Source organism: Staphylococcus sp. EZ-P03 (assembly GCF_003344575.1).
GTDB lineage: Bacteria > Bacillota > Bacilli > Staphylococcales > Staphylococcaceae > Staphylococcus > Staphylococcus simulans_B.
Genome location: NZ_QPMO01000007.1, coordinates 24,012 through 50,122 on the forward strand (window position 1 = coordinate 24,012; position 26,111 = coordinate 50,122).

The following is a 26,111-nucleotide window of genomic DNA, read 5'->3' on the forward strand; positions in this document are numbered from 1 at the left end:
ATTATGAACTGGTTTGATAAATTATTCAGCGATGAAGACGAAGAAGAAGTCTATCAAAGAAAATACAGCCAACGCAGACAAAAGTTAGAAGAAAAAGAACGTCGCCGTCATGCATTGCTGCCAGAAAATAATGATATTTACGAACGTCCAAAAGGTAATTTCAGATTTCCGCTGCATGTCAATGATGACGATAATCAAAGTGATGAATCAGAGACAGCATCCAATCATTCTGAACCAGGTTATGAACAAGCAGCACATTCTGAAGAAGCTGCTTACCAAAAGCCCGACCATCGCCGTCATAGAAGACGACGTACATTTCATGATGATACACAAGAAGATAGTTCATTTCGAACTACACGCAGTTCACGCAAGTCATCACAAGCGTCTGCACAGCGCACACAACCTGCATCAGAACCTCAGAAAAGAGAAAACCAAAGCAGACGTGTGCAAAATTATTCGACACGCTATGATACAAAAGATATCTATTATAAAAGCGGAGAATTTAAGGCAGAAGAAGTACCTTCGGCAATTTTCGGTACGAAAAAGCGTCATCCATTAGAAAATGGTGTAATTCAACGTTCAAATCAACCATCTGAAGAAACATCAAAACAACAAGGCAAGATTCCGACAGATCCTTTAAATGGTATGAGAAAAGCTCAAGTTGATGCACAGACTGAAATGCATGAATCTAAAGATGAACAGCATGAGTCAGCAAAAACACATACTAACAATGCGAAAACAAATCGTACACCTAATTATTCTAAGGCAGATAACACGATTAACATCAATAATATTTATGCTTCTCAAATCGTTGAAGAAATCCGACGCGAACGTGAACGTAAAGTCTTGCAGCGTAAAAAGTTCAAAGAAGCACTGCAGCAAAAGCGTGAACAAGAAGATACAAGCTCGATTCAAAAAGCCATTGATGATATGTATGCTGAACAAGCTAAACAGTATGTCCAAGATCCTGTTTTCCAAGAAAACGGCTTTGAAAAAGAAAAAGAGATGGAAGCTGAATCAGCTCAACAAGAAACACCAGCTGAAACAAAAGAAACTAATGAGTCAGAAGAAACTAATCAGTCTGAAACACCATCTGAGGCTGATGTATCAGCTTCACATCCTTCAGATGAAAATAAAACTTCAGAAGAACCGCAAGATGCCTTTGATTATGAAGAGGTAGACTTGAACCAAGTTCATAGTGTGCAAACATTAAATGAAGAAGATGTTAAAGTGGTGGATGATGAACCATTTAAAGCACAAAACGTTTCAGATGAAGTGTTAGCAGAATCTGATGCATCATCTGAAACTCAAGAAACAGATTCTCAAGTTCAACCAGAAGTAGCAGATGCGCAATATACTGAGTTAGAAGCATCAGAAGAGGATAGTGACGCAGAAACACAAGCGGCTGCAGAGGCAGAAGCTGAAACTGCGGAACTTGAGGATGAAACAGAACCAGCAACATCTTCTGACGAAGAAGAAATTGATACAACTGAAACTTCAAATACAGAGCATGCAGCACAAGAAGATAATCAAGCAACACATGAACCTGTGTTAGCACCTGACAATAAAGAAGATCAATCACAATTTATTTCAAACACAGATGAATCAGAAGCAGTGTCAGAACATAAAGAAGAAAAACCGAATTATGAACCGCAGCTTAAACCAGATATACCTGTATCAAATGAGACAGAAGCACAGCCGAAAGCAAATGATGAAGATGTATCAGAAACACACGCTGCAGACGATGTACAAGATAATGCTGAAACATCATCTGAAAACACGGCTTCACAAGTATCTGAACAGGCTTCAAAAGCTGAAGAAAAGCCGAAGGTTTCAAAACCAATTCGTAAAGGTGCAAAACCATTCAATGTGATGATGACGCCATCAGACAAACGCAGAATGATGGATGCGCGTAAACGAAAAGCTGAACCTGTATTAAGACCTGATGACAAGGATAAGACAACTCAACAGCAATCAGCACAAGAAACAGACAAACAAACAGAAGCACCACAAGCTGAACAATCGTCTTCTGAAACACAAACGCATCAAACTGAAGACAAAGACCAGCAAGGTGAACAAGGTCACATCACAACAAGTGTGAATACCCAAAGAACAACACAAAATGGTGAACGTCATGATCAAAGCAAAGCACAAGCTGCTCAACAAGATAATGCACATGTGAATGGCCCTAAAGCAGTTTCAGTAAATGCGCCTAATGAACACCATCACGAAGGTATTCGCAGAGGACCTAATTTGAAATTACCGAGCCTAGACCTTTTAGACGAACTGGAAGTGCATGAAGTCGACCAAGAGTGGATTGATGAGAAGAAACAAGAACTTAATGATGCGTTCTTCTATTTCAATGTACCGGCTGAAGTTAAAAATGTTACGGAAGGTCCAAGTGTGACACGCTTTGAATTATCAGTAGAAAAAGGTGTGAAAGTTTCAAGAATTACTGCTTTGCATGATGACTTGAAGATGGCGCTTGCGGCTAAAGATATCCGTATAGAAGCACCGATTCCAGGTACAAGCTTGGTAGGTATAGAAGTACCGAATGTATCTCCTACTAAGGTCAATTTAAAATCAATCATTGAAAGTTCTAAATTCAAGAATGCGGAATCTAAATTAACCGTAGCAATGGGTAATCGTATTAATAACGAGCCATTATTAATGGATATTGCGAAAACACCGCATGCCTTGATTGCAGGGGCAACAGGTTCAGGTAAATCAGTATGCATTAATAGTATTTTATTATCGTTACTGTATAAAAATCACCCTGAAGAATTGAAGCTGCTGCTGATTGATCCGAAAATGGTTGAACTTGCACCATATAACGGATTACCGCATCTGGTTTCACCGGTTATTACTGATGTCAAAGCAGCTACACAAAGTTTAAAATGGGCTGTAGATGAAATGGAAAAACGCTATAAATTATTTGCGAAATATCATGTGCGCAATATTACAGCGTTTAATAAAAAAGCACCATATGAACACCGATTGCCGAAAATCGTCATTGTTATTGATGAGTTAGCAGACTTAATGATGATGGCACCGCAAGAAGTAGAACAATCTATAGCAAGAATAGCGCAAAAAGCACGTGCTTGCGGTATTCATATGCTTGTCGCAACACAACGACCATCTGTAAATGTAATTACAGGATTAATCAAAGCGAATATTCCAACTCGTATCGCATTTATGGTATCATCTAGTGTGGATTCTAGAACGATACTTGACAGCGGAGGCGCAGAACGTCTGCTTGGTTATGGCGATATGCTATATTTAGGTAATGGTATGAATAAACCAATCCGTGTACAAGGCAGCTTCGTTTCGGATGAAGAAATAGATGCAGTCGTTGATTTTATTAAAGAACAACGCGAACCTGAATATTTATTTGAAGAGAAAGAATTACTAAAACAAACAAAAGCGCAGCCGAAAGACGATTTGTTTGATGATGTGTGCAGATTTATGGTTTCAGAAGGCAATATCTCTACATCATCTATCCAACGCCACTTCCAAATCGGATACAATAGAGCGGCACGTATTGTTGACCAATTAGAAGAATTGGGATATATCTCAGGTCCAAACGGTTCTAAACCACGAGAAGTTTATTTAACTGCAGCTGAAATTAATGAGGAATAAGAAAGAAGGAGTTTAAGTATGACACACTATCATTTTGTCGGAATTAAAGGTTCTGGTATGAGTTCGTTGGCTCAAATCATGCACGATTTAGGCCACGAAGTTCAGGGCTCCGACATCGACCAATATGTGTTCACTGAAGAAGCATTAAGAAATAAAGGGGTTAAAATCTTACCTTTTAATCCAGATAACATTCAAAAAGGCATGGTTGTTATTCAAGGCAACGCCTTTTCAGATAAACATGAAGAAATTGTACGTGCAAAAGAATTAGGACTAGAAATTATCGACTATCCGACATTCTTAGGACATGTGATTGAACAATATACATCTGTTGCTGTGACAGGGGCTCATGGTAAGACTTCTACAACAGGACTGCTTTCGCATGTGATGAATGGAGATAAAAGAACTTCTTTCTTAATCGGAGATGGCACAGGCTTAGGAATTCCTCAAAGTGAATATTTTGCATTTGAAGCATGCGAATACAGACGTCACTTCCTAAGTTATCATCCTGATTATGCAATTATGACGAATATCGACTTTGATCATCCTGATTACTTTAAAGATGTTGATGATGTTACAAGTGCTTTCCAAGAAATGGCGCATAATGTTAAAAAAGCTATCATTGCGTGGGGCAAAGATGAGCACTTGCGTAAAATCAAAGCAGATGTACCGATTTATTACTATGGATTAGAAAAAGATGAAGATATCTATGCAGATAATATCCAAATTACTGAACATGGTACACAATTCGACGTATATATCGATGGAAAATTTTATGATCAATTCTTATCACCGCAATATGGGGATCATAATATTTTAAACACACTTTCTGTAATCATGGTTTGCCACTTAGAAGGCTTAGATGTTCATAACATCAAAGAAGCATTAGAAACATTCGGTGGTGTAAAACGTAGATTTAACGAAACAAAAGTTAATAATCAAGTAATTGTAGACGATTATGCCCACCATCCTAGAGAAATTAATGCTACAATTGAAACAGCAAGAAAAAAATATCCGCATAAAGAAGTAGTTGCTGTTTTCCAACCGCACACTTATTCAAGAACGCAAGCATTCTTAAATGAATTTGCTGAAAGTCTGAATAAAGCGGACCGTGTTTACTTATGTGATATTTTCGGTTCAATTCGTGAACATGAGGGCAGCTTAACGATTCAAGATTTAATTGATCGCATTCCAGGTGCGCAATTAATCGGGGAAGATAACGTTAATATCTTAAAATCATTAGATGGCGCAGTTATATTGTTTATGGGTGCAGGAGATATCCAAAAAATCGAACGTGCATATTTAGACAATCACGGCGTTACTAGTGAATTTTAATATGTTTATGTTAGAATATGTTTGGGTATTATGAAAAAATAAGACATAAGCAATTTAGGAGGCGTTTTTAATGGATTGGATTTTACCTGTAGCTGGTTTAGTTGCAGCTATAGCATTTTTAGTATTAGTAATCGGTATTGTAGCTGTCCTATTCTCAGTTAAGAAAAACTTAGACTATGTAGCTAAGACTCTTGACGGAATTGAAGGACAAGTACAAGGTATTACAAGAGAATCAACTGATTTACTTCATAAAGCTAACCGCTTAACTGAAGATATTCAAGATAAAGTGGATCGCTTAAACTCTGTAGTTGACGGAGTGAAAGGCATCGGTGACTCTATCCAAGACTTAGATGGATCAGTGGACCGAGTAACTAACTCAATTGCACATAACATTTCTCAAAACGAAGACAAGATTTCACAAGTCATCCAATGGTCAAATGTTGCAATGGAAATTGCTGATAAATGGCAATACAGAAAGCAACGCAGAGAAAGTGCAAACTACAGAGGCTAATAAGGCATTATTGAATTGATACCTTATCAGTCAGCTCACATTATCAATTAATAGACGAACAAATTGCACTTAAATGAGGTTAATCAACTTTGTTTAAGTGCTTTTATTTTACTAGGAGGCAAATACATGAGAAAGAAAAACGATGAAGCAAAATTAGAGATTTATGAAGTCGAAGCAATGTCTGATACAGTGCGCAAAGACTTTGTATACGGATTTATTGCAGGTGCATTTATCGGTACAGCAGCAGGATTCGTCATCAATCAAGTGAAACGACGCAAAGCAATCGAAAAACAACAAGAACAGCAAGTACAACAAGAATCAGATGAAAACAAAGCATCTGTCAAAGATAAAGTGGCAGCTCAAACTGACGCATTAAAAGCGAATGCGCAAAACCAATTGCAAGATATTAAAGATAAAGCGCAACAGCTTAAATCAGATGTAAGACAGAAGTTCAACAAAGATGAACAAGAAACAGATCCGAAAGCTTTAAGAGCTGAAAAACAAGCGATTCGTAATGAAGCAGCTGCACATGATTTATCTAATGTGTCTCCAAAAGCTCAAGAAGCACAAGTGGATAACAATCCATTAAAATCATCTCAATCAGTAACAACGCCTGCACATGAGTTCACAGCAACAGGTATTGCCAAAGCAGCACATGACAAGGCAAAATTAATTGAAAATGATAACACAGTGGCAGCAAAAGTTGCTGAACTGTTCAAAGCAAGCCCGATTAAATCAAGTGCTTATGCAACAGTTCCGGTATTAGTTTCAGCAGCCGCTGCAACAGCTGCAGTTAAAAAAGCAGATACTAAAGATGCTAAGAAAGCAGACAAAGCAGTTTCAAAACCAAAAGATGCTGAAAAACGTACTAACCAAACACACGAAAAAGCATCATTTGATAAAGGTGTTATCACGCATGATAAAGCAACAGCTAATCATTCAGCGGATGAATCTAAAGCACCAAAAGCATCAGGCAAAGTAGAAACTAAAACAGTCAACAATGCAACAACTACAAAATCAGAAACAACAAAAACGACGAACACACCTAAGAAAAAGCCATCATCAACAACTAAAACTGCGAAAGCAGCTTCAGCAAAAGATGCTACAAAAACAACAACAAAGACAACTAAGCAGCCTGCAGCTAAAGGCAGCAAAACAACAACACAAAAAACAACAACGAAAACAACTAAGTCAGCCGGCAGCAAATCAAATGCAAAATCAAGCAGCCAGCCAAAAGGGGAAACAACTAAGAAGAAAATAGAAAAGAAAACATTCGATAATAAATAATGTCTCTCAAGAAGGTCAACCTTGTTCTTTGAGGTTGATCTTCTTTAATTATTAATGAACTTGGTAACATTATTGTAAGAAAATTAAAAATAATCAAAAAAGTGAAGAAAATTGGATGAACCTACTTGATAAATTTGGAACTTCTTGCTAGAATTACTGATAAATTCAATTTTTTATCGCTTTAAAGTGTAATAAGTTGGATGCAAATAATTACATAGAGGTGACCAGTAATGAATAAATTAGAACAGTACAGAAGTGAAATTCAAGACATTAACGAACAAATTTTAGATTTACTAGAAAAGCGTGGTAATTTAGCGCAAAAAATCGGTGAAGAAAAGCGTAAACAAGGAACAAAAGTTTATGATCCTGAACGTGAAAAAGAGATGTTGAATGCTTTAATCGAGAAAAATAATGGTCCATTTAACGACAATGTAATTAAACAATTATTCAAAGAAATATTTAAAGCATCCACTGACTTACAAAAATCAGAAAACGAAAAACATCTTATTGTTTCAAGAAAATTAAAACCGGAAGATACAATCGTTCAATTTGATAACGGCGGTATTATCGGCGATGGCAATAAATCATTCATCTTCGGACCATGTTCAGTTGAATCACAAGAACAAGTGGACGCTGTAGCACAGGACTTGCAAGGCAAAGGCTTGAAATTCATCCGAGGCGGCGCATTCAAACCGCGTACTTCTCCATATGACTTCCAAGGCTTAGGATTAGAAGGCTTGAAAATCCTTAAAAATGTGAAAGATAAGTACAACTTGAATGTTGTAAGTGAAATCGTAGCACCTGCCGACTTCGAATTAGCAGATCAATACTTGGATGTGTTCCAAATCGGAGCGCGCAACATGCAAAACTTCGAATTATTAAAAGAAGCAGGACGTACAAACAAACCTATCTTATTAAAACGCGGAATGTCCGCAACAATCGAAGAGTTCATCTTTGCGGCTGAATACATTGCATCTCAAGGTAACCAAAATATTATCTTATGCGAACGCGGTATCAGAACTTACGAAAAAGCTACACGTAATACATTAGATATTTCTGCAGTACCTATTTTAAAACAAGGTACACACTTACCTGTAATGGTCGATGTTACACACAGTACAGGACGTAAAGACATCATGCTTCCGACAGCAAAAGCTGCTTTAGCGGTTGGCGCAGATGGGGTTATGGCAGAAGTACATCCAGACCCTGCAGTAGCATTAAGCGACAGCGGACAACAAATGGATTTAGATCAATTCGATAAATTCTACAACGAATTGAAACCATTAGCTGATATGTACGATAATAATCAATTACGCTAATCAGATAATTGAAATTAAGCCTTCTCGGTCAATGTAATTTTTGTTGACCCAGAGGGCTTTTTGATGTGGTAAAATAAATATTCAGTGACAAAACAGTGACATCAGAAACTTTTATTTTGAGTTTTTAACGATTTATGGTAAACTTTGAAAATGTTATGAAAACTTATTATAATAGTGTTTGAAACGCTTTCAGAAAGGGTGAATAATATGACCGTTACGATTTATGATGTTGCAAGAGAAGCGCGTGTTTCTATGGCGACAGTCTCTCGTGTTGTGAATGGCAATCAAAATGTCAAACCAGAAACAAGAGATAAAGTAAACGCAGTCATTAAAAAGCTGAACTATAGACCGAACGCAGTTGCCAGAGGTTTAGCAAGTAAAAAGACAACAACTGTCGGAGTTATCATTCCAGATATCTCAAATGTCTATTATTCTCAATTAGCTAGGGGCCTTGAGGATATTGCGACAATGTATAAATATCATTCTATTATCTCAAATTCAGATAATGATACTGAAAAAGCGAAAGAGATCTTTAATAATCTTTTAAGCAAACAAGTAGATGGTATTATTTTCCTTGGCGGCACATTAGATGAAGAATTAGAATCTATGATTGAAAATTCTTCGATTCCTGTAGTTGTTTCAGGTACAAGCGATGACGACAATAAAGTTGCTTCTGTCAACATCGATTATAAACAAGCTGCTGCTGAAGTAACGAATCACTTAATTGAATCCGGTGCAGAAAAATTTGCCTTTGTTGGCGGCAATAACTCAGAAAAAGCTGAGAATGACGTGTTATCCGGATTAAAAGATACATTATCAGAACACGGCTTGAATTTAGATGACAAACTTACATTCAGAGGTAAAGAAACGTATAAAGACGGACTTAAAGCTTTTGAAGAAATCAAAGACTTAAAACCAGATGCAGTATTGTCTATCAGTGACGAACAAGCTATCGGTATCGTGCATGCGGCTGAAGATGCGAATGTTAATGTGCCTTCAGACATGCAGATTGTCAGCTTTAATAATACACGTCTTGTAGAAATGGTACGCCCGCAATTATCAAGCGTAATTCAACCGCTTTATGACATCGGGGCAGTAGGTATGCGTTTACTTACTAAGTATATGAATAATGAAACAATTGAAGATTCAACGGTCATTTTGCCATATCGCGTAGAATATCGCGGAACAACGAAATGATAATTAAAAATGTCTGGAAAAGCAGCGCAATATGCAGCGTGCCTCCAGACATTTTTGTTTTGTCTCAAGTCTTTAAAACCAGCTGGCGACTTGATTGGCATGTTTTAAATTTTTCTCAGTAATTTCTTTAGTTCTTGGTATCTCCATATAATCTAAACGCTGATCATCCCAGGTCGTCGGCAGGTCTGTCGGACAATACTGTTTCCATTTGTCGACCCAATCTTTCGGCAGATCACCATGTTGAATCGGGACATCCATTAAACTTAAAAAGACATGGCTCCATGCTCTCGGCACAACACGCCAGATATTATAACCGCCGCCGCCGAACATTAAAACTTTGCCGTCGGTATATTCGTCAGCAAGAGACTTAATGTAATAGGGGACAGCGTTTAAAGAATCAAGTGTGCAATTCATATGTGTGAGCGGATCTAAGTAATGAATATCAACACCATGCACGCTTAAAATGATGTCAGGCTGATATGACTGAATCACAGGTGTAACAGTGCGCTTGAAACAGTCGATATAAGAAGCGTCTTCTGTATAAGGTTCTAATGGTACATTTACAGAATAGCTGAAACCTTGTTCTTTACCGCGTTCTGTATAATGGCCAGAACCAGGAAAGAGAAATTTGCCTGTTTCATGAATAGAATAATTCAAGATTTCATTTTGTGTATAAAAGCTCCATTGCACACCGTCCCCATGATGTGCATCTGTATCAATGACCATGACTTTCATATGATACTTCTCTGAAAGATATTTTGCGGTAATAGCGACATCATTATAGATACAAAATCCATTAGCCCGCCCAGGCAATGCATGATGCAGACCGCCCCCTAAATGACAGCCGTTTTTGACTTCGCCATTGACTATCATATCTGCTAATTTCAAGGCACCGCCTACAATGCGTGCACTGTGCTGATGCATATGTTTGAATTGCGAAGTATCTTCGTTCGCAAATCCATATTTTTTAGATTCAACTTCGCTGAGAATGCCGCGGGATGCATGTTTGATTGCATTGACATAATCATATGTGTGAATCAATGTAAGTTCTTCATCTGTGGCGATTCTTGGTGTGATAATTTGGCTTGAATGCAGCAAGCCGGCATCAATCAAGAGTTCCGTCGTCAGCTTTAAGCGCATCTGATTGAAAGGGTGCTCGTTGCTGAAGCGGTACTGCATTAATTGATTGGAATAGACATACCCCGTTTGTTTATAATTTTGACTCATATCATTCTCCCCTTTAGTAGAAGAAGCGGTTCATGAAGCGAATATCATCAAACGCTTCCATCTGGTTTAATGTAATGCGCGAACCGATTCTTGCCATTAAACAGTTTGCAGGATGACCCGCAATTTCAGGATCATCTGTCGCAAAGATTTCTAAGCCTCCATGCGCCATCAGTTTCTGCATTAATTTCTTATATTCGTATACATCTAATTTCGAATTCTTTAAATCCCAATGCCAATAATATTCTGTCGTAAGGACGATATAGTCTTCGAATTCATCCTCGCTCAGACTGAGTTTAATCAATTCATTGCCTAAACCTGTGCCTCTGTGCGGCAAGGCGATTTCAACTGCCCCGAGTTCAATTAAATAGGGCAGATTACCTGTCGACCATCTTTCTAACGGATCAGGATAATGGTAAGTAACATAGCCTACAATTGTGTTATCTAAGCGCAAAACATAAATACGCCCTTCAGGCAGTTCACTGATCTCTTGAATGGCTTCAAATTGTTCTATCGGCCTTCTGAACGCATCTAACCCATCATCATAATACATTTGTTCTAGTTGTTTGCGTGGTACAGGGCCTTCAATGACATACGTAGTATCGTTGCGTGTATAGGTATTTTTGACATACGTTTTGACATGTTCCATATTGCCACATCCTTTTTTATATTCTTCTTAGTTGTAATGTGTAATTCCGATTTTGAAGTAAATTGATATAAATCTACGTATTAATTCTTATTATAATAGTTTTAAGCAGTAATTTACACACAAATCAGAATTATCGCAATAATTTTTGAATAATGGGTATAACTTTTGTATAATGGTTTTTGAAAACGATTTCAAACGAAGGGGGCAATTCAAATGAAAGTCGATATTTATAAAGGGGGAGAAGGTAATTACAACCTTCAAAACTACGAAGAAACATATAATAATTTTGACTGGAAGGAAGTAGAGAAAGCATTCTCTTGGTACGAAAGTGGAAAGGTCAACATGGCTTATGAATGTATTGATCGTCATGTAGATAATGGTCTCGGGGATAAAACGGCCTTAAACTACAAAGATGCGAAACGTAAAGAAAGCTATACATTCAAAGAAATGCAGGAACTGACAAATAAAGCAGCCAATGTCTTAAAAGATGAAGCCAACGTAGAAAAAGGGGATCGTGTCTTTATCTTTATGCCGAGAACACCGGAACTTTATTTCGCATTTTTCGGGATTTTAAAATTGGGTGCAATTGTTGGTCCGCTATTCGAAGCGTTTATGGAAAAAGCAGTCGCAGACCGTTTAGACAATAGTGATGCGAATGTAATCGTTACGACGAAAGATTTAAAATCCAGAATTCCGAAAGATGATTTACCGAAGTTAGAAAAAATCGTCGTTGTTGATGAAAATGGTGATGTTGAAGAAGAAGATGTAGACTTCAACAAAGCACTCAAAGATGCGAGCGACGAATTTGATATCGAATGGTTAGACCGCGAAGATGGTTTAATCTTGCATTATACTTCTGGTTCAACTGGACAGCCAAAAGGGGTATTGCATGTCCAAGACGCAATGATTGTACATTATATTTCTGGTAAATATGTATTAGACTTGCAAGAAGATGATGTTTACTGGTGTACTGCAGACCCAGGCTGGGTAACAGGTACATCTTACGGTATTTTCGCACCATGGTTAAACGGTGTTACAAATTGTATCGCAGGCGGTCGTTTCTCACCAGAAGCTTGGTATGGAATGATTGAAGAATTCGACGTTACAATTTGGTATACAGCACCGACTGCACTGCGTATGCTTATGAGTGCGGGTGATGATATCGTGAAGAAATACGATTTATCATCATTACGCGAAGTATATTCAGTAGGTGAACCGCTTAACCCTGAAGTAATTAAATGGGCGAAAGAAGTGTTAGGCCATACAGTACTTGATACTTGGTGGATGACAGAAACAGGCGGTCATATGATTGTCAACTATCCTTCAATGGACGTGAAACTTGGTTCAATGGGTAAACCATTACCAGGTATTGAAGCTGCGATTGTAGATGACCAAGGCAATGAGCTGCCGCCGAATCGCATGGGCAACTTAGCCATTAAAAAAGGCTGGCCGTCAATGATGCGTAAAATCTGGAAGAATCCAGAAAAATATGATTCTTATTTCATCGGCGACTGGTATGTATCAGGCGACTCTGCTTACCAAGATGAAGATGGCTACTTCTGGTTCCAAGGTCGTGTGGATGATGTCATTATGACAGCAGGCGAACGTGTCGGACCATTCGAAGTAGAATCTAAATTAGTAGAACATCCAGCAGTGGCTGAAGCAGGGGTTATCGGTAAACCTGATCCGGTCCGCGGTGAAATTATCAAAGCCTTTGTCGCTTTAAATCATGGTTATGAAGCAAGCGATGAAGTAAAAGAAGACATCAGAAAGTTCGTTAAAAACGGCTTATCTGCACATGCAGCACCAAGAGAAATCGAATTTAAAGAAAAATTACCTAAGACACGTTCTGGTAAAATCATGAGACGTGTATTAAAAGCTTGGGAACTTGATTTGCCTGAAGGCGATTTAAGTACAATGGAAGATTAATTCCCTTTTCTGCCATAATATATTTCAAATTGAATAGGCAATCAATCAAAGCGGTATCGGAATGTGGCTTAAAGCATTTCGGTACCGCTTACATTATTGCAATATAAAGGGTTTTCATAAAATAATATCTACGATTTTTGTAAAATTACCAAAAAAGTATGAATACTAAAAAAATATAGATGAATATGTTCGACATTAAATCTATATTTCGATATGATTGATGATGTAAAAGGTTTTCATGCAGTTGAAACAAGGTCTGTTTGTGATGCTTCATTGAAAAGTGCTTTCGTTTATGAGGGAGCTTGAGTACTGCTGCTATGAAATAAAGCAAAGAGACTGTTGCGCAACTGTAAATAAAATACTTAATAAGGGGCTGAATGAATTGAGTCATTTATCAGATTTGGATATTGCTAATCAAGCAACATTACAACCAATTAAAGAAATCGCGGAAAAGGTTGGTATTCCAGAAGATGCTTTAGAACCTTACGGTCATTATAAAGCTAAAATTGACATCAACAAATTAGAAGATAAAGGGGAAAAAGGTAAAGTAGTTCTTGTTACTGCAATGAGTCCTACACCAGCAGGCGAAGGTAAATCAACAGTTACAGTTGGTTTAGCGGATGCATTCCACGAATTAGGCGAAAATGTCATGATGGCATTACGCGAACCTGCATTAGGTCCAGTCTTCGGTATTAAAGGCGGTGCAACAGGCGGCGGATACGCACAAGTATTGCCGATGGAAGATATCAACTTGCACTTCAACGGCGACTTCCACGCAATCACTACAGCAAATAATGCTTTATCAGCATTCATCGACAACCATATTCACCAAGGTAATGAATTAGGTATCGATCAACGCCGTATCGAATGGAAACGTGTTCTAGACATGAACGACCGTGCTTTAAGACAAGTTGTTGTAGGTTTAGGCGGCCCGACACAAGGTGTACCTCGTGAAGACGGCTTCAACATTACAGTAGCATCAGAAATCATGGCAATTCTTTGCTTAAGCACAGGCTTAAAAGACTTAAAAGAAAGCATTGCGAATATTACAATTGCTTATACTCGCGATCGCAAACCAGTTACAGTTAAAGACTTGAAAGTCGAAGGTGCAATTGCAATGATTCTTAAAGATGCAATCAAACCTAACTTAGTACAATCAATCGAAGGTACGCCTGCATTAATCCACGGCGGACCATTCGCAAACATTGCACACGGCTGTAACTCAATCTTAGCTACTGAAACAGCACGTCAATTAGCTGATGTAGTTGTGACAGAAGCTGGTTTCGGTTCTGACTTAGGTGCTGAGAAATTCATGAACATCAAGTCACGCAAAGCTGGTTTCGAACCTAGCGCTGCAGTAGTTGTTGCGACAGTTCGTGCATTGAAAATGCATGGCGGCGTAGCAAAAGACGACTTGAAAGAAGAAAATGTACAAGCGGTTAAAGACGGACTAGAAAACTTAGCACGTCACATCAGAAACATCCGTTCATTCGGTGTTGAACCAGTAGTTGCATTAAACGCATTCGTTAATGATACAGATGCTGAAACAAAAGTTGTTGAAGACTGGGCAAAAGAAAACAACGTACGTATCGCTTTAACTGAAGTATGGGAAAAAGGCGGCAAAGGCGGCGTTGAATTAGCTAAACAAGTGAAAGAAGTTATTAATGAAGACCAAGACTTCAAAAACACTTATGAACTTGACGAACCAATCGAAGAAAAAATCGAAAAAATCGTTAAGAACATTTATGGCGGTAATAAAGTAACATTCACAAGCAAAGCCCAAAAACAATTGAAACAAATCAAAGACAACGGCTGGGACAACTATCCAGTATGTATGGCTAAAACACAATACTCATTCTCTGACGACAAAGACTTATTAGGTGCACCAAACGACTTTGAAATTACAATCAGAGAATTACAAGCGAAAACAGGTGCAGGCTTCATCGTTGCATTAACTGGTGCAATTATGACAATGCCTGGACTTCCTAAAAAACCAGCTGCATTAAACATGGACGTAACTGAAGACGGACATGCTAAAGGATTATTCTAATTCACAACAAAACTTAAAATAATCTAAAAAACGACCCTAAAGTTGTGCGTGATGATACGCTCAGCTTTAGGGTTTTTTCGTCATTAAGTGTGAAACAATATCGTATTTTTCTGCTTTTTTAAATGCCTTTTCGGAAATTTCGCCTTCAACACGCATTCTCCATAAAACATAATGCTGGCGTCGTAATCCGATTTTCAGTTCGTCTTTTGGTTTTAACGTTCCGTCTGCTTCATAAGGTGTATATGTGTAAGGACTTTGTACTAAGCCGACTAAATAGGCAGCCTCAGGCAGATTGACCTCGCTCGGCGGTTTGCCGAATAAGCTGAAGGAAGCGGATCCGATACCTGTAATATTATCCCCGTTATAGTCGCGGCCGAATGGGACGATGTTTAAATACGTATACATGATTTCTTCTTTAGTCAAGATACGTTCAAGTTTTAAAGCCAGAACAATTTCATTAGCTTTTCGATTATAAGTTTTATCATTGTTCAGCACTTGATTTTTAATGACCTGCTGCGTGATTGTACTGCCGCCTGAAGAAACTTCTGTTTCGAAAATATCTTGATAAATTGCACGCAGCAATGCTTTAGGCAAGATACCGTCATGTTTTAGATACAAAGAATCTTCCGATGCGATTAATGCCTTCGGTATTATAACATTCACGCTTTTCGGTCCCACAAGCAGAGGGTTATTAGATGCATCATATTGTGTTAAAAAATCTTTTTGACTATAATCTATATGTTCATCGCCAGGTACATTTAAAACTGCGCGCTTCAATTCAGCGTCTGATAAATTTTCTGAATCAGAGGTCATGCTCATGAAGAAACCAATCAAAAGTCCGGTCGATAAACTGATTATTAAAAGAATAATAACAAATAGGATGACAAAGAAATGTTTGGTCCGCTTATACCATTTTTCAAAGTAATGTAATGGGGGAGAAGCGGCTGTATGTGTTGTTTGAGTATGTTTCATATTTTGCCTCCAATAATTAACAATAGTATAGCATAATTGTATTCAAGTTGACTTTTAAAAAACTGTTGATTATAATGAAATCAAATTAATAAGTTTTGGATAAGGAAAAGTAACTGATTTGATTGTTTTCAGAGAGCTGGTGGGTGCTGCGAACCGGTAACAACAAATAAGCGAATACACCTGCTGCCTTATATTTAAGTATCCAACGTTTGACTTGATGAACGTATCATTAATGATAGAAACCTTTAAGTATGGTGGTACCGTGCAATAGATGCGCCCTTACAGTGAATGCTGTAAGGGTTTTTTTATTTCCTTAAATATCCAAAGCAAAATATTAACAACAATTCAGAGGAGGAACAATAGATGACAAATGAATTATTAAATGACTTAGAATGGCGTGGACTTGATTATCAACAAACAGATGCAGAAGGTTTGGAAGCTTTACTTAACAAAGAGAAAGTCACTTTATACTGTGGTGTAGACCCGACTGCAGACAGTATGCATATCGGACACTTATTACCATTATTAACATTACGCCGTTTCCAAGAATACGGACATAAACCGATTGTTTTAATCGGCGGCGGAACAGGTATGATCGGCGACCCTTCAGGCAGAACGGATGAACGTGTATTGCAAACTGAAGCACAAGTAGAAGATAACGTACGCGGTATCGGTGAACAAATGGATAAAATCTTTGATTTTTCAGGAGAAGAAGCAGCACAGCTTGTAAACAACAAAGATTGGTTAAGCCAAATCTCATTAATCGATTTCTTAAGAGATTACGGTAAACACGTAGGTGTTAACTACATGCTGGGTAAAGACTCAGTACAATCTCGATTAGAAAAAGGTATTTCATACACTGAATTTACTTACATGATTTTACAAGCTATCGACTTCGGTCATTTAAACCGCGAATTCAACTGTAAAGTTCAAATCGGCGGATCAGACCAATGGGGCAACATCACAAGCGGTATCGAATTAATGCGCCGTATGTACGGTCAAACTGAAGCATTCGGCTTCACAATTCCGTTAGTCACAAAAGCAGATGGTAAAAAGTTCGGTAAATCTGAATCAGGTACAGTTTGGTTGGATGCAGATAAAACAAGTCCATATGAGCTATACCAATTCTGGATTAATACATCAGATGCTGATGTAATCAAGTTCTTGAAATACTTCACTTTCTTAGACAAAGCTGAAATTGAAAAATTAGAACAATCTAAAGAAGAAGCACCGCATTTGCGTGAAGCACAAAAAGCTTTAGCTGAAAATGTTGTACGTTTCATTCATGGTCAAGCAGCGTTAGATGATGCAATTCGTATTTCAGAAGCATTATTCAGCGGAGACTTGAAATCATTAAGCAGCGAAGAATTGCGCCAAGGCTTTAAAGATGTACCGCAAGCTTCTGTCAGCAATGACACTACAAACATTGTAGACTTCATTGTAGAAGCAGGCATTTCATCTTCTAAACGCCAAGCACGCGAAGATGTTTCAAATGGTGCGATTTACATTAACGGCGAACGCCAACAAGATTTAAAATATGAAATCAGCGATGCAGATAAAATCGATAATGAATTTACAATTGTCCGCAGAGGTAAAAAGAAATACTTCATGGTGAAATACCAATAATTCAATAAACATTAAAAAATGCTTGTGCTAAGGAAAAGAATTCCAAAGCACAAGCATTTATTTTTTATGTTATCTCTTACCTAAGTGAACAGAAACTTCTTTTTCTTTGCCATCGCGAATGACTTTGACTTTCAATGTTTCACCTGGTTTTTTATGTGAGTAAAGATAAGATCTTAATTCAGAGTCATCTTTAACTTTTTGTCCGTCTGCTTCAATGATAATATCGCCTTCATGTAATGCACTATCACTTTGCGCTTTTGCGACGTACACACCGTCATTACGGTCTGTGTGCAATTCTTTCTTATAGCGCTCAGGAATATCACTTAAATTAATTGTGCCGATACCGATAGAAGGGCGTTCGACTTTACCATTTTTTACAAGCTGTTCGATGATAATCTTCGCTTCGTTGCTTGGTATCGCAAAACCGATACCTTCAACTTGAGGCATTGAAATCTTCATAGAGTTGATACCTACTAAATCACCGTTCAAGTTGACTAAAGCACCGCCGGAGTTGCCGGGGTTGATTGCCGCATCCGTTTGCAGCACAGACACTTTATTTGAGCCGGCTGAAGTTTGTGTATCAATTGTTCTTTCGTTTGCTGAAATAATACCTGATGTCACAGTGTTAGCGAACTCTAGGCCTAATGGATTACCGATCGCAAATACACTGTCGCCGGTTTTGACTTTTGAAGAATCCGCAAATTGAATCGCTTTGATACCAGGCGCATTTTCAATTTTCAATACGGCTATATCTGTTAAAGCATCTTTACCGACAAGTTCTGCTTTTACTTGTTTCGTATCATGTAATTGGACTTTGATTTCACTCGCACCGTCTACAACGTGGTTATTCGTAACAATATAAGCATTGCCTCCGGATTTTTGATAAATCACACCAGAACCGATACCCGCTTCTTGCGACTTTCCAGCATTGCCGCTGAAGAAATCTTCTAAGCTTTGTGCCTTCTGCATATTGATAACACCCACAATAGAAGGTGAGACATCTGTAATCATTTGATTGACAGATTTATATTTTGAACTTTTGCCATCTAAGACATTGCCGCCTTTACTGTCTTTAGCTTGCTGTACTGTGGCACCGTCATTAGATTGCTCTACCAGCTTGCCGATACCTAATACAAGCAGCCCGCCGATAATACCAGCAAGCAGGGCAAGTAAAATGACGCGCAGCCAAGGGAATGACCTTCTAGGCGGCTGTTGACGTCGTTCTTGATTTTCATTATAGTATTCAGTCATTGAATTCCTCCCAGAATGTTTCTTTCTATTATTATCATATGTTTTGTTAATATTTTCTAGCATTTTGCTATGTATGCAATATAAAACATAACAAAATCTGAACTGTCTGACATATATAATGCACTGAAATAGGCTTGTTGACAGAGGTTGGAAGTGATAAACTTTGGATAGTTAAATAAACAATTGAGTAGGTGACCCAATGTATAAATTTATCAGTAGTATTCTATACGGAATCATTGTAAAGCTGAGTCATTCGCTTAAGGTATACGGTAAAGAAAATGTACCGCAGCTTAATCGTTATGTCGTGACATGCAACCATGAGAGTTACAACGAAGTTATAATGCTTGGCATGGCAATGTATCCTAACCAAATTCATTATATGGCTAAAAAAGAATTGTTCTATAATAAAGCGTTCGGCAGCTTTTTAAAATCATTAAATGCCTTCCCGGTTGATCGTGAAAACCCAGGTCCGAGTACGATTAAAACACCGGTGAATTTATTGAAGAAAAACAAAACGATCGGCATGTTCCCAGCAGGGCATCGTACTGCAGAAGAAACACCATTGAAACGTGGTGCTGCAACGATTGCAATGATGGCAAAAGTACCGATTGTACCAGCTGCTTATGAAGGACCAGACAAAATTTTAGGTATGGTAACTGGAAAAGCGAAAATTATCTTCGGCGAACCGATTGATACTGCCGCTTTACCTGAACATTTGAAAAAACGTCATGAAAAAGTTGATTATATTACGCAAGAGCTTACAAAACGCACAAGAGCACTTCAAGAAGAATTAAAGCATTTGCCTAAGTAATGTACGGAGATAAAGTGAGATGAAATAAAGAGAAACCATAAAGTCATCTGGCTTTATCTCTTTTTCATGCCGTTATTTATAGATCCATAGAGAGAAAGAAGGATAAGCATATGTATAACTTTTTACAACGCTTAGGGCGTTCTTTAATGCTGCCGGTTGCTGTATTGCCAGCAGCTGCCATTATTATCGGAATTGCTAACGTCTTAAAAGCAATGAACACAGCACCGACTGTGGCAGAGTTCATCTTCCAATGCGGTTTGGCTGTTTTAGAACAGCTCGGTTTACTCTTTGCAATCGGTGTTGCTTTAGGAATGGCGAAGAAGAATGACGGCTCTGTTGCTTTAGCAGCAGTTGTCGGCTACTTTGTCGTAACATCAGTATTAAAACCAGAAAAGCTTGCAGGTATTCTGCGTATCAAAGAGGACGCAATCAACATCGGTTTTGATCAAATGAATAACCAAAACGTATTTGTCGGATTATTAATCGGTTTAATTGCAGCATTCTGTTATAACAAATTCAGTGCTACAGAATTGCCGACTGCATTATCGTTCTTCAGCGGTAAGCGTTTAGTTCCGATTATGACAGCATTTTTATCAGTATTGTTGTCTCTTGTTTTATTTTTCGTATGGCCATTCGTTTATGATGGCATTGTAGCTTTCGGTAAATGGATTATTAATTTTGGTCCATTTGGAGCCTTTTTATATGGTGTATTTAATCGTTTGCTGATTCCGACAGGTTTGCATCACGCATTAAATGCTGTCTTTTGGTTTGATTTAGGAGGTATAAATGATATTGCTAAATTCCAGTCAGGCGATGGCGCTATTAAAGGAATTACAGGCCGTTACATGGCAGGATTCTTCCCAGTCATGATGTTTGGTGTACCGGCAGCAGCCTTAGCTATGTATCAAACAGCTGTTTCAAAACAAAAGAAACGTGTAGCTGGTTTAATGTTAGCAGGCTCAATTTCAGCATTCTTTGTAGGTGTGACTGAACCGATTGAATTTGCCTTTATGTTTGCGGCACCAGTATTATTTGTGATTCATGCCTTATTAACAGGTTTATCACTCTTTATTGCAGCATTATTCCATTGGACAGCAGGATTCTCATTTAGTGCAGGACTGATTGATTTCCTATTATCACTCGTCAATCCTGTGTCGAATTATCCGTTGATGTTAATGGTTCAAGGAATCGTGTTCTTTGTGATTTACTATGTAGTCTTCAGAGCTGCGATTCAAATCTTTAACTTGAATACACCAGGCCGCGGTGATGAAGAAATTGCAGACCCTGTCGCAGATCCTTCTGAATCTGATGAGAATTCAGCGAAGCCGGCAGGAAAGTATTCTGCAATGTCTGCACAAATTATTGATGGATTAGGCGGAAAAGAAAATATTACTACGTTAACTAATTGTGCAACCAGACTTCGATTAGAAGTGGATGACATTGAAAAGCTGAATAAGAATCAAATCAAGCAAGCAGGCGCAGCTGGTGTAACTACAAGCGGTAAACATAATGTCCAAGTTATTATAGGGACACATGTGCAACAAGTTGCGGATGAAGTAGAGAAACAAATGGAGTCATGATAGACTTAAAGAGCGGAAGCATTCTTTAGAGTGTGCTTTCGCTCTATTGCTTATTTGTGTATAAATTTGTATAATATTAATTATTCTGAATTTTCCGAAGTAGGTGGAGAAATGAAAGCAGTATTATTTGATGTTGATGGTGTATTTTTAAGTGAGGAAAGATGTTTTGACGTATCTGCTTTGACTGTCTATGAAATGTTGATGAGCCAGCATTTCTTGAAGTTGATGCCGTCAGTTAAATTCAACACGATTAATGACAGTGAAATTAATCTTATTCGTCAAGTTGTGTTTGAACAAGATCAGATTTTGAATGCGATGAAGTCGCGCGGATTGAATTCCAACTGGGATATGTTGTTTATTGTGTTATCAATCCATTTGATTGATTTGCTTAAAACACTCTCAGCAGAAGACAGAGAAGCATTTTTAACAGCACATCCTTTTACAGATGTCACGCTTCAAGAGGTTGGAGATTTAGTTTCAAAACAGCAGGTTGATTTTATCAAGCCGCTGCATTTTATTGAAAATGCGGAATCTGGTAAAACTCAAATTTATCGTGATTTGCGCAATTATGCGGCAGAACAGTTAGATACAGAACATACAGAGCTGTTTGAAATCCGCAGTCCTTTATGGGAAATTTCACAAGAGGTCTTCCAAGAATGGTATTTAGGCCATCGTTTATATCGAAAAGTAGAAGAAAAAACACCGAGAAGCGATTTTAAAACAGGCTATATTTATCAAGAAGAAGAATTGGCTGATGCAAAAGAAATTCAGGTCTTGTTGAAAGATTTAGAAGAAGCGGGTTATAAACTAGCAGTAGCTACTGGCCGTCCTAGAACAGAAACACTCGTACCGTTTGAAGACAAAGGCTTCTTAAAGTACTTTGATGAATCGCATATCGTGTCAGCTTCTGAAGTATTGAAAGCTGAAGAACAGTTCCCTGAATTAAAACCTTTAGGCAAACCGAATCCGTTTTGCTATATTGCAGCATACAACGGTAATCAGCTAGACCAGTACCAAAACTATGCACAGCAGCAAGATCAAGTATTCCGAGATGAAGAGATATACATAGTAGGAGACTCTCTCGCAGACTTATTCAGTGCAGAAACAACAGGTGCTACATTTATCGGTACGCTGACAGGTTTAAAAGGAAAAGCAGCGCAATCAGAGCTTGAAGCGCATCATGCAGATTATATTGTTGATAATGTCTTAGATATTCGTAAAATCTTATTATAAAATACACCGAAATAAAACGACCAGCAACCTTAGATATTAGAATCTGAGTCAGCTGGTCTTTATTTATGTGTTGCTTTTATAATTTTATTTGTTTAAGTCAACGAATTGAATAGATTCAAATCCATCGATTTTGTATAGTGCATCAATAACTTCTTCTGAGACAGGCATATCTACAGAGATAATCATCATTGCATTACCGCCTTGAGTTGTACGGCCTAAGTGCATTGAGGCAATGTTAATATCATATTCGCCTAAAATTTGACCTGTACGTCCTACAATACCAGGACGGTCTTGGTGATGGATAACAAGTTGATATTTTTCAGGTTTGAAATCAACAGGGTAGTCATTGATTTGAACAATACGTGCACCATAACCGTTTAAGACAGTTGCGCCGACAGTAACTTTACGATCTCTGTTGACCATTGTTAATTCAATGTAGTTGCTGAAAGAACGAGACTTCGCATCTTTTTCAACATTGTAAACTACATTTTGTTCGTTAAGAAGGAAGAGGGCATTGACTAAGTTGACACGATCGCCTAAGTCTTGAGATAAAATACCTTTAGCGATTGTACGTGTCAAAATGTTTGTATCTTCTTTAACCAATTCCCCGCTGAATTTGATTTTTAATTCACGCGGTGCTTTGCCTAATAATTGAATACATACTTTGCCGACCATGTCGCAAAGGTTCAAGTATTCTTGAAGTTCTTCCGCTTCTTCTCCGAAAATCATTTTCGGTGCATTGACAGCATGGCGCACATTGCCGGTATGGAAGAATTCTTCAATTTCATTCGAAACGGATACGGCTACTTTTTCTTGTGCTTCAACAGTAGATGCACCTAAGTGCGGTGTCACAACGATTTTATCGTGTTTTGTCAAAGGTGAATCTGTAGCAGGTTCATTTTCGAATACATCAATGGCTGCACGTGCAATCAAACCTTTATCTAATGCTTCAATCAAGGCTTCTTCATCAATGATGCCTCCGCGTGCTACGTTGATAATTTGAAGGTTAGGTTTAGCTTGAGCAAAGAATTCTTTGCCGATCATACCTTTTGTTTTCGGTGTCAACGGTGTATGCACAGTCACGAAGTCTGCATTTTGTGCGATTTCTTCTACTGTTGCACGTTCAATATCTAATTCTTTTGCTTTTTCAGCTGTTAAATAAGGATCGAAAGCAATGATTTTCATACCGAAGCTTTTAGCGCGTTTAGCTACACCTAAACCGATACGTCCTGTACCGATGATACCTAATGTTTTATGGTATAATTCTGTACCTTTGAATGATGAGCGGTTCCATTTTCCTGCTTTAAGTGATTGGTTGGCATCTGGAATTTGACGTGCCATAGCTAAAATCATAGCCATTGAATGTTCTGTTGCTGAAATGGTATTGCCGTCAGGGGCATTGATTACTAACACACCGCGTTTTGTGGCTGCGTCGCGATCAATATTGTCTACGCCGACACCGGCACGTGCAATAATTTTCAAGTTGTCAGCCGCTTCAATGACTTCAGGCGTTACTTGCGTTTGGCTTCGTACAATAAGTCCATCATAGTCTTTGATTTTATCGATTAAAGCTTCAGGTGAATATCCTGTATCAATATCGACTTCAAAGTCTGGATCATCTAAAAGTGTTTGCAAACCGTCTTTTGCGATTGGATCAGATACTAGAATTTTATACATATGCTTTTACCACCTCTAAGTATGCTGTAGTTCCTTTTCCGACATATGATTCGTGACGTAATTCAGAAAGGATAATTTCAAGTGCGCTGACACATTGTAAAATATCAGCTGTATCGATTTGTCCTAAATGACCGATACGAAGGATTTGGCCTTTTAATTTGCCTTGTCCGCCGGCGATTGTGATGTTGAAACGGTTAAGTAATTCATTTTTAATTGTTGAAACTTCAGTAGGTGAAGTCGGTACAAATGCTGTTACTGTAGGAGATGCATATTCGTCTTTAACAAGTAAAGGCAAGTCTAAAGCTTTTAATGCAGCTCTTAAACCGTCTCTGATAACATAATGACGTTGAATTACATTCTCAAAACCTTGTTCAGCAACAAAATCTGCATACGCAGCAACGCCTTTATAAAGGCTGACATTCGGTGTGAATGGTGTTGAATTGTTTTCTGCTGAAGCAATGTATTTATTAAAATCTAAATAGAAACGCGGTGTTTCGACTTCAGCAAATCGTGCTTTAGCACGGTCTGAATACGCTGCAAATGCCAATCCTGGCGGCAGCATAATTGCTTTTTGGCTTCCTGAAACCAATACATCGATATGATCGCGTTCTAAGTCAGCATCTACAGCACCGACACAACTTACGCCGTCAACGACAAAATAAGTTTCCGGATAATTTTCGTGCAATGCATGACCTAATTCATGAATAGGGTGGAGTACAGATGTAGATGTTTCGCAATATTGACTATAAACTGCAGTCACTTGTTCTGGCAGTGATTTTAAGAAATCAATAAAGGCATTCACATCAACTGCTTCTCCCCACGGGACATCAAAGACATGAACGTTGTGGAAGTATGTTTGAGCAATTTGTTTGTAGCGATTGCCGAACGCTCCCGAAACAATGACAGCCACATGGTCATCTGGATTTAAGATATTGACCATACTTGCTTCAAGTGCGCTTGTACCGCTGGATGTAAAGATCATGACTTCATTTTTGGAACCGAAAACAGGTTGCAGCCCTTTATAAGCTTTTTCAGCAATAGCTTCAAATTCTTTTGTGCGGTGACCAATCATCGGTTCTTGAATGACGCGTTGAATGCGTTCAGGAATTGGAGTTGGTCCGGGTGTTAATAACAATGGATGATGATACATATAGATTTCCCCCTAACGTAAGATTTCTTAATTTTATCAAATATTCTGAAAATAAGAAAGGGTATTTCAGTGTTATTTCACTGATTTTACGATAATTTAACAAAATATATGAATTGTAAGCGTTTTTAAAGAAAAAATACTAAAAATAATTACCCAACTCAAAAAGTTGGGTAGAAGATTATAAAATGTATGGTTCAATCTTGATGTCGACATTACCGCGAATAGAGTTAGAAATCATGCAATTGTTATCTGCGATTTTTAAAAGTTTATCTAATCTCTTTTCAAGCGCTTCTTTTTGTGACGCTTCTACTGAGATTTTAGGTTGATGTTTGATTTGCTCCATTTTAAATTTACCATTGGTTAAAGAGGCTGTTCCAACCGATTCCTGGTTAATAGAAATGTCGTTGAAATGTGCACGTTCAAGCGTCGCAGCAAGCGAAATAATATAACAAGATGAAGCTGCTGCTACCAGCATTTCATCTGGGTTGGTTCCTTCTCCGACACCGCCGAGCGATGAAGGAATAGAAATAGATTCATTAATCACATCGCCTTTAGCAAGTCCGACTTCATCTCTGCCGCCGCTCCATTGCGTCGTAACTATAAAATCGTGGTTTGTCATATTTCTTTGACCTCCGTTTTGAATATGATAGATTAATTCTGAAACTAAAAATTGA

19 protein-coding genes are annotated in these 26,111 nt (G+C 38.1%); 12 read left to right on the top strand and 7 right to left on the bottom strand.

Annotation, left to right across the window (positions count from 1 at the left end; genetic code table 11):
* Positions 1-3: 3 nt before the first annotated feature.
* The 6 genes from DVJ99_RS03385 to ccpA all read left to right on the top strand — a co-directional run bounded on the left by DVJ99_RS03385 (position 4) and on the right by ccpA (position 9,285).
* On the top strand, positions 4-3,639 hold the full coding sequence (locus DVJ99_RS03385; protein WP_114603137.1) for a DNA translocase FtsK: 3,636 nt from the start codon (positions 4-6) through the stop codon (positions 3,637-3,639).
* An 18-nt stretch (positions 3,640-3,657) separates the two neighbouring features.
* Positions 3,658-4,971 carry a UDP-N-acetylmuramate--L-alanine ligase gene (gene murC / locus DVJ99_RS03390; RefSeq protein WP_114603138.1) on the top strand — a complete coding sequence of 438 codons (1,314 nt, stop codon included), beginning with the start codon at positions 3,658-3,660 and terminating at the stop codon, positions 4,969-4,971.
* Positions 4,972-5,041: 70 nt separating this feature from the next.
* Positions 5,042-5,482, top strand: a complete 441-nt coding sequence (locus tag DVJ99_RS03395) for a DUF948 domain-containing protein (RefSeq protein ID WP_105992532.1) — start codon at positions 5,042-5,044, stop codon at positions 5,480-5,482.
* 126 nt (positions 5,483-5,608) lie between these two features.
* The gene (locus DVJ99_RS03400) at positions 5,609-6,769 is read left to right on the top strand and encodes a hypothetical protein (protein ID WP_114603139.1); all 1,161 of its coding nucleotides are present in this window, start codon (positions 5,609-5,611) and stop codon (positions 6,767-6,769) included.
* Between the two features lie 230 nt (positions 6,770-6,999).
* Positions 7,000-8,088 (top strand): bifunctional 3-deoxy-7-phosphoheptulonate synthase/chorismate mutase, encoded by a 1,089-nt coding sequence (locus tag DVJ99_RS03405; RefSeq protein ID WP_114603140.1) that lies wholly within the window; start codon positions 7,000-7,002, stop codon positions 8,086-8,088.
* Positions 8,089-8,295: 207 nt separating this feature from the next.
* Complete coding sequence (ccpA, locus tag DVJ99_RS03410) at positions 8,296-9,285, top strand: catabolite control protein A (protein ID WP_114603141.1); 990 nt, start codon at positions 8,296-8,298, stop codon at positions 9,283-9,285.
* A 72-nt stretch (positions 9,286-9,357) separates the two neighbouring features.
* On the opposite strand, the gene DVJ99_RS03415 is transcribed toward ccpA, so the two are convergent.
* Together DVJ99_RS03415 and DVJ99_RS03420 are read right to left on the bottom strand one after the other, a co-directional pair.
* Complete coding sequence (locus tag DVJ99_RS03415) at positions 9,358-10,512, bottom strand: acetoin utilization protein AcuC (RefSeq protein ID WP_114603142.1); 1,155 nt, start codon at positions 10,510-10,512, stop codon at positions 9,358-9,360.
* A gap of 13 nt (positions 10,513-10,525) precedes the next feature.
* The gene (locus DVJ99_RS03420; RefSeq protein WP_114603143.1) at positions 10,526-11,158 is read right to left on the bottom strand and encodes a GNAT family N-acetyltransferase; all 633 of its coding nucleotides are present in this window, start codon (positions 11,156-11,158) and stop codon (positions 10,526-10,528) included.
* A gap of 213 nt (positions 11,159-11,371) precedes the next feature.
* Here DVJ99_RS03420 and acsA point away from each other — a divergent pair, with 213 nt between their 5' ends.
* Both acsA and DVJ99_RS03430 read left to right on the top strand, forming a co-directional pair.
* On the top strand, positions 11,372-13,087 hold the full coding sequence (acsA, locus tag DVJ99_RS03425; protein ID WP_114603144.1) for an acetate--CoA ligase: 1,716 nt from the start codon (positions 11,372-11,374) through the stop codon (positions 13,085-13,087).
* 382 nt (positions 13,088-13,469) lie between these two features.
* Positions 13,470-15,137: a formate--tetrahydrofolate ligase gene (locus DVJ99_RS03430; protein ID WP_114603145.1), complete on the top strand. Its 1,668-nt coding sequence runs from the start codon at positions 13,470-13,472 to the stop codon at positions 15,135-15,137.
* 66 nt (positions 15,138-15,203) lie between these two features.
* Here DVJ99_RS03430 and DVJ99_RS03435 read toward each other — a convergent pair whose 3' ends face one another.
* Positions 15,204-16,109 carry a biosynthetic peptidoglycan transglycosylase gene (locus DVJ99_RS03435; RefSeq protein ID WP_114603146.1) on the bottom strand — a complete coding sequence of 302 codons (906 nt, stop codon included), beginning with the start codon at positions 16,107-16,109 and terminating at the stop codon, positions 15,204-15,206.
* 363 nt (positions 16,110-16,472) lie between these two features.
* Between DVJ99_RS03435 and tyrS the strand changes: the two genes are divergently transcribed.
* Positions 16,473-17,735 carry a tyrosine--tRNA ligase gene (tyrS, locus tag DVJ99_RS03440; protein WP_114603147.1) on the top strand — a complete coding sequence of 421 codons (1,263 nt, stop codon included), beginning with the start codon at positions 16,473-16,475 and terminating at the stop codon, positions 17,733-17,735.
* A gap of 69 nt (positions 17,736-17,804) precedes the next feature.
* On the opposite strand, the gene DVJ99_RS03445 is transcribed toward tyrS, so the two are convergent.
* Positions 17,805-18,986 carry a S1C family serine protease gene (locus tag DVJ99_RS03445; protein ID WP_114603148.1) on the bottom strand — a complete coding sequence of 394 codons (1,182 nt, stop codon included), beginning with the start codon at positions 18,984-18,986 and terminating at the stop codon, positions 17,805-17,807.
* 199 nt (positions 18,987-19,185) lie between these two features.
* On the opposite strand from DVJ99_RS03445, the gene DVJ99_RS03450 reads away from it, so the two are divergent.
* The 3 genes from DVJ99_RS03450 (at position 19,186) to DVJ99_RS03460 (ending at position 22,610) form a co-directional block, all read left to right on the top strand.
* On the top strand, positions 19,186-19,797 hold the full coding sequence (locus tag DVJ99_RS03450; protein ID WP_114603149.1) for a lysophospholipid acyltransferase family protein: 612 nt from the start codon (positions 19,186-19,188) through the stop codon (positions 19,795-19,797).
* Between the two features lie 110 nt (positions 19,798-19,907).
* The gene (gene nagE, locus DVJ99_RS03455) at positions 19,908-21,377 is read left to right on the top strand and encodes an N-acetylglucosamine-specific PTS transporter subunit IIBC (RefSeq protein WP_114603150.1); all 1,470 of its coding nucleotides are present in this window, start codon (positions 19,908-19,910) and stop codon (positions 21,375-21,377) included.
* Positions 21,378-21,488: 111 nt separating this feature from the next.
* Positions 21,489-22,610 (top strand): HAD family hydrolase, encoded by a 1,122-nt coding sequence (locus DVJ99_RS03460; protein WP_114603151.1) that lies wholly within the window; start codon positions 21,489-21,491, stop codon positions 22,608-22,610.
* Between the two features lie 84 nt (positions 22,611-22,694).
* Here the strand turns inward: DVJ99_RS03460 and serA are convergent, their stop codons facing one another.
* From serA to DVJ99_RS03475, 3 genes are all read right to left on the bottom strand, one after another.
* Positions 22,695-24,287, bottom strand: coding sequence for a phosphoglycerate dehydrogenase (gene serA, locus DVJ99_RS03465; protein WP_114603152.1), 1,593 nt, complete (start codon positions 24,285-24,287; stop codon positions 22,695-22,697).
* A complete protein-coding gene (locus DVJ99_RS03470) occupies positions 24,280-25,437 on the bottom strand; it encodes a pyridoxal-phosphate-dependent aminotransferase family protein (RefSeq protein ID WP_114603153.1) in 1,158 nt (385 codons plus the stop codon). Before DVJ99_RS03470 ends, serA begins: the two co-directional genes overlap by 8 nt.
* 178 nt (positions 25,438-25,615) lie before the next feature.
* The gene (locus tag DVJ99_RS03475; RefSeq protein WP_105993047.1) at positions 25,616-26,056 is read right to left on the bottom strand and encodes an SACOL1771 family peroxiredoxin; all 441 of its coding nucleotides are present in this window, start codon (positions 26,054-26,056) and stop codon (positions 25,616-25,618) included.
* Positions 26,057-26,111 lie beyond the last annotated feature (55 nt).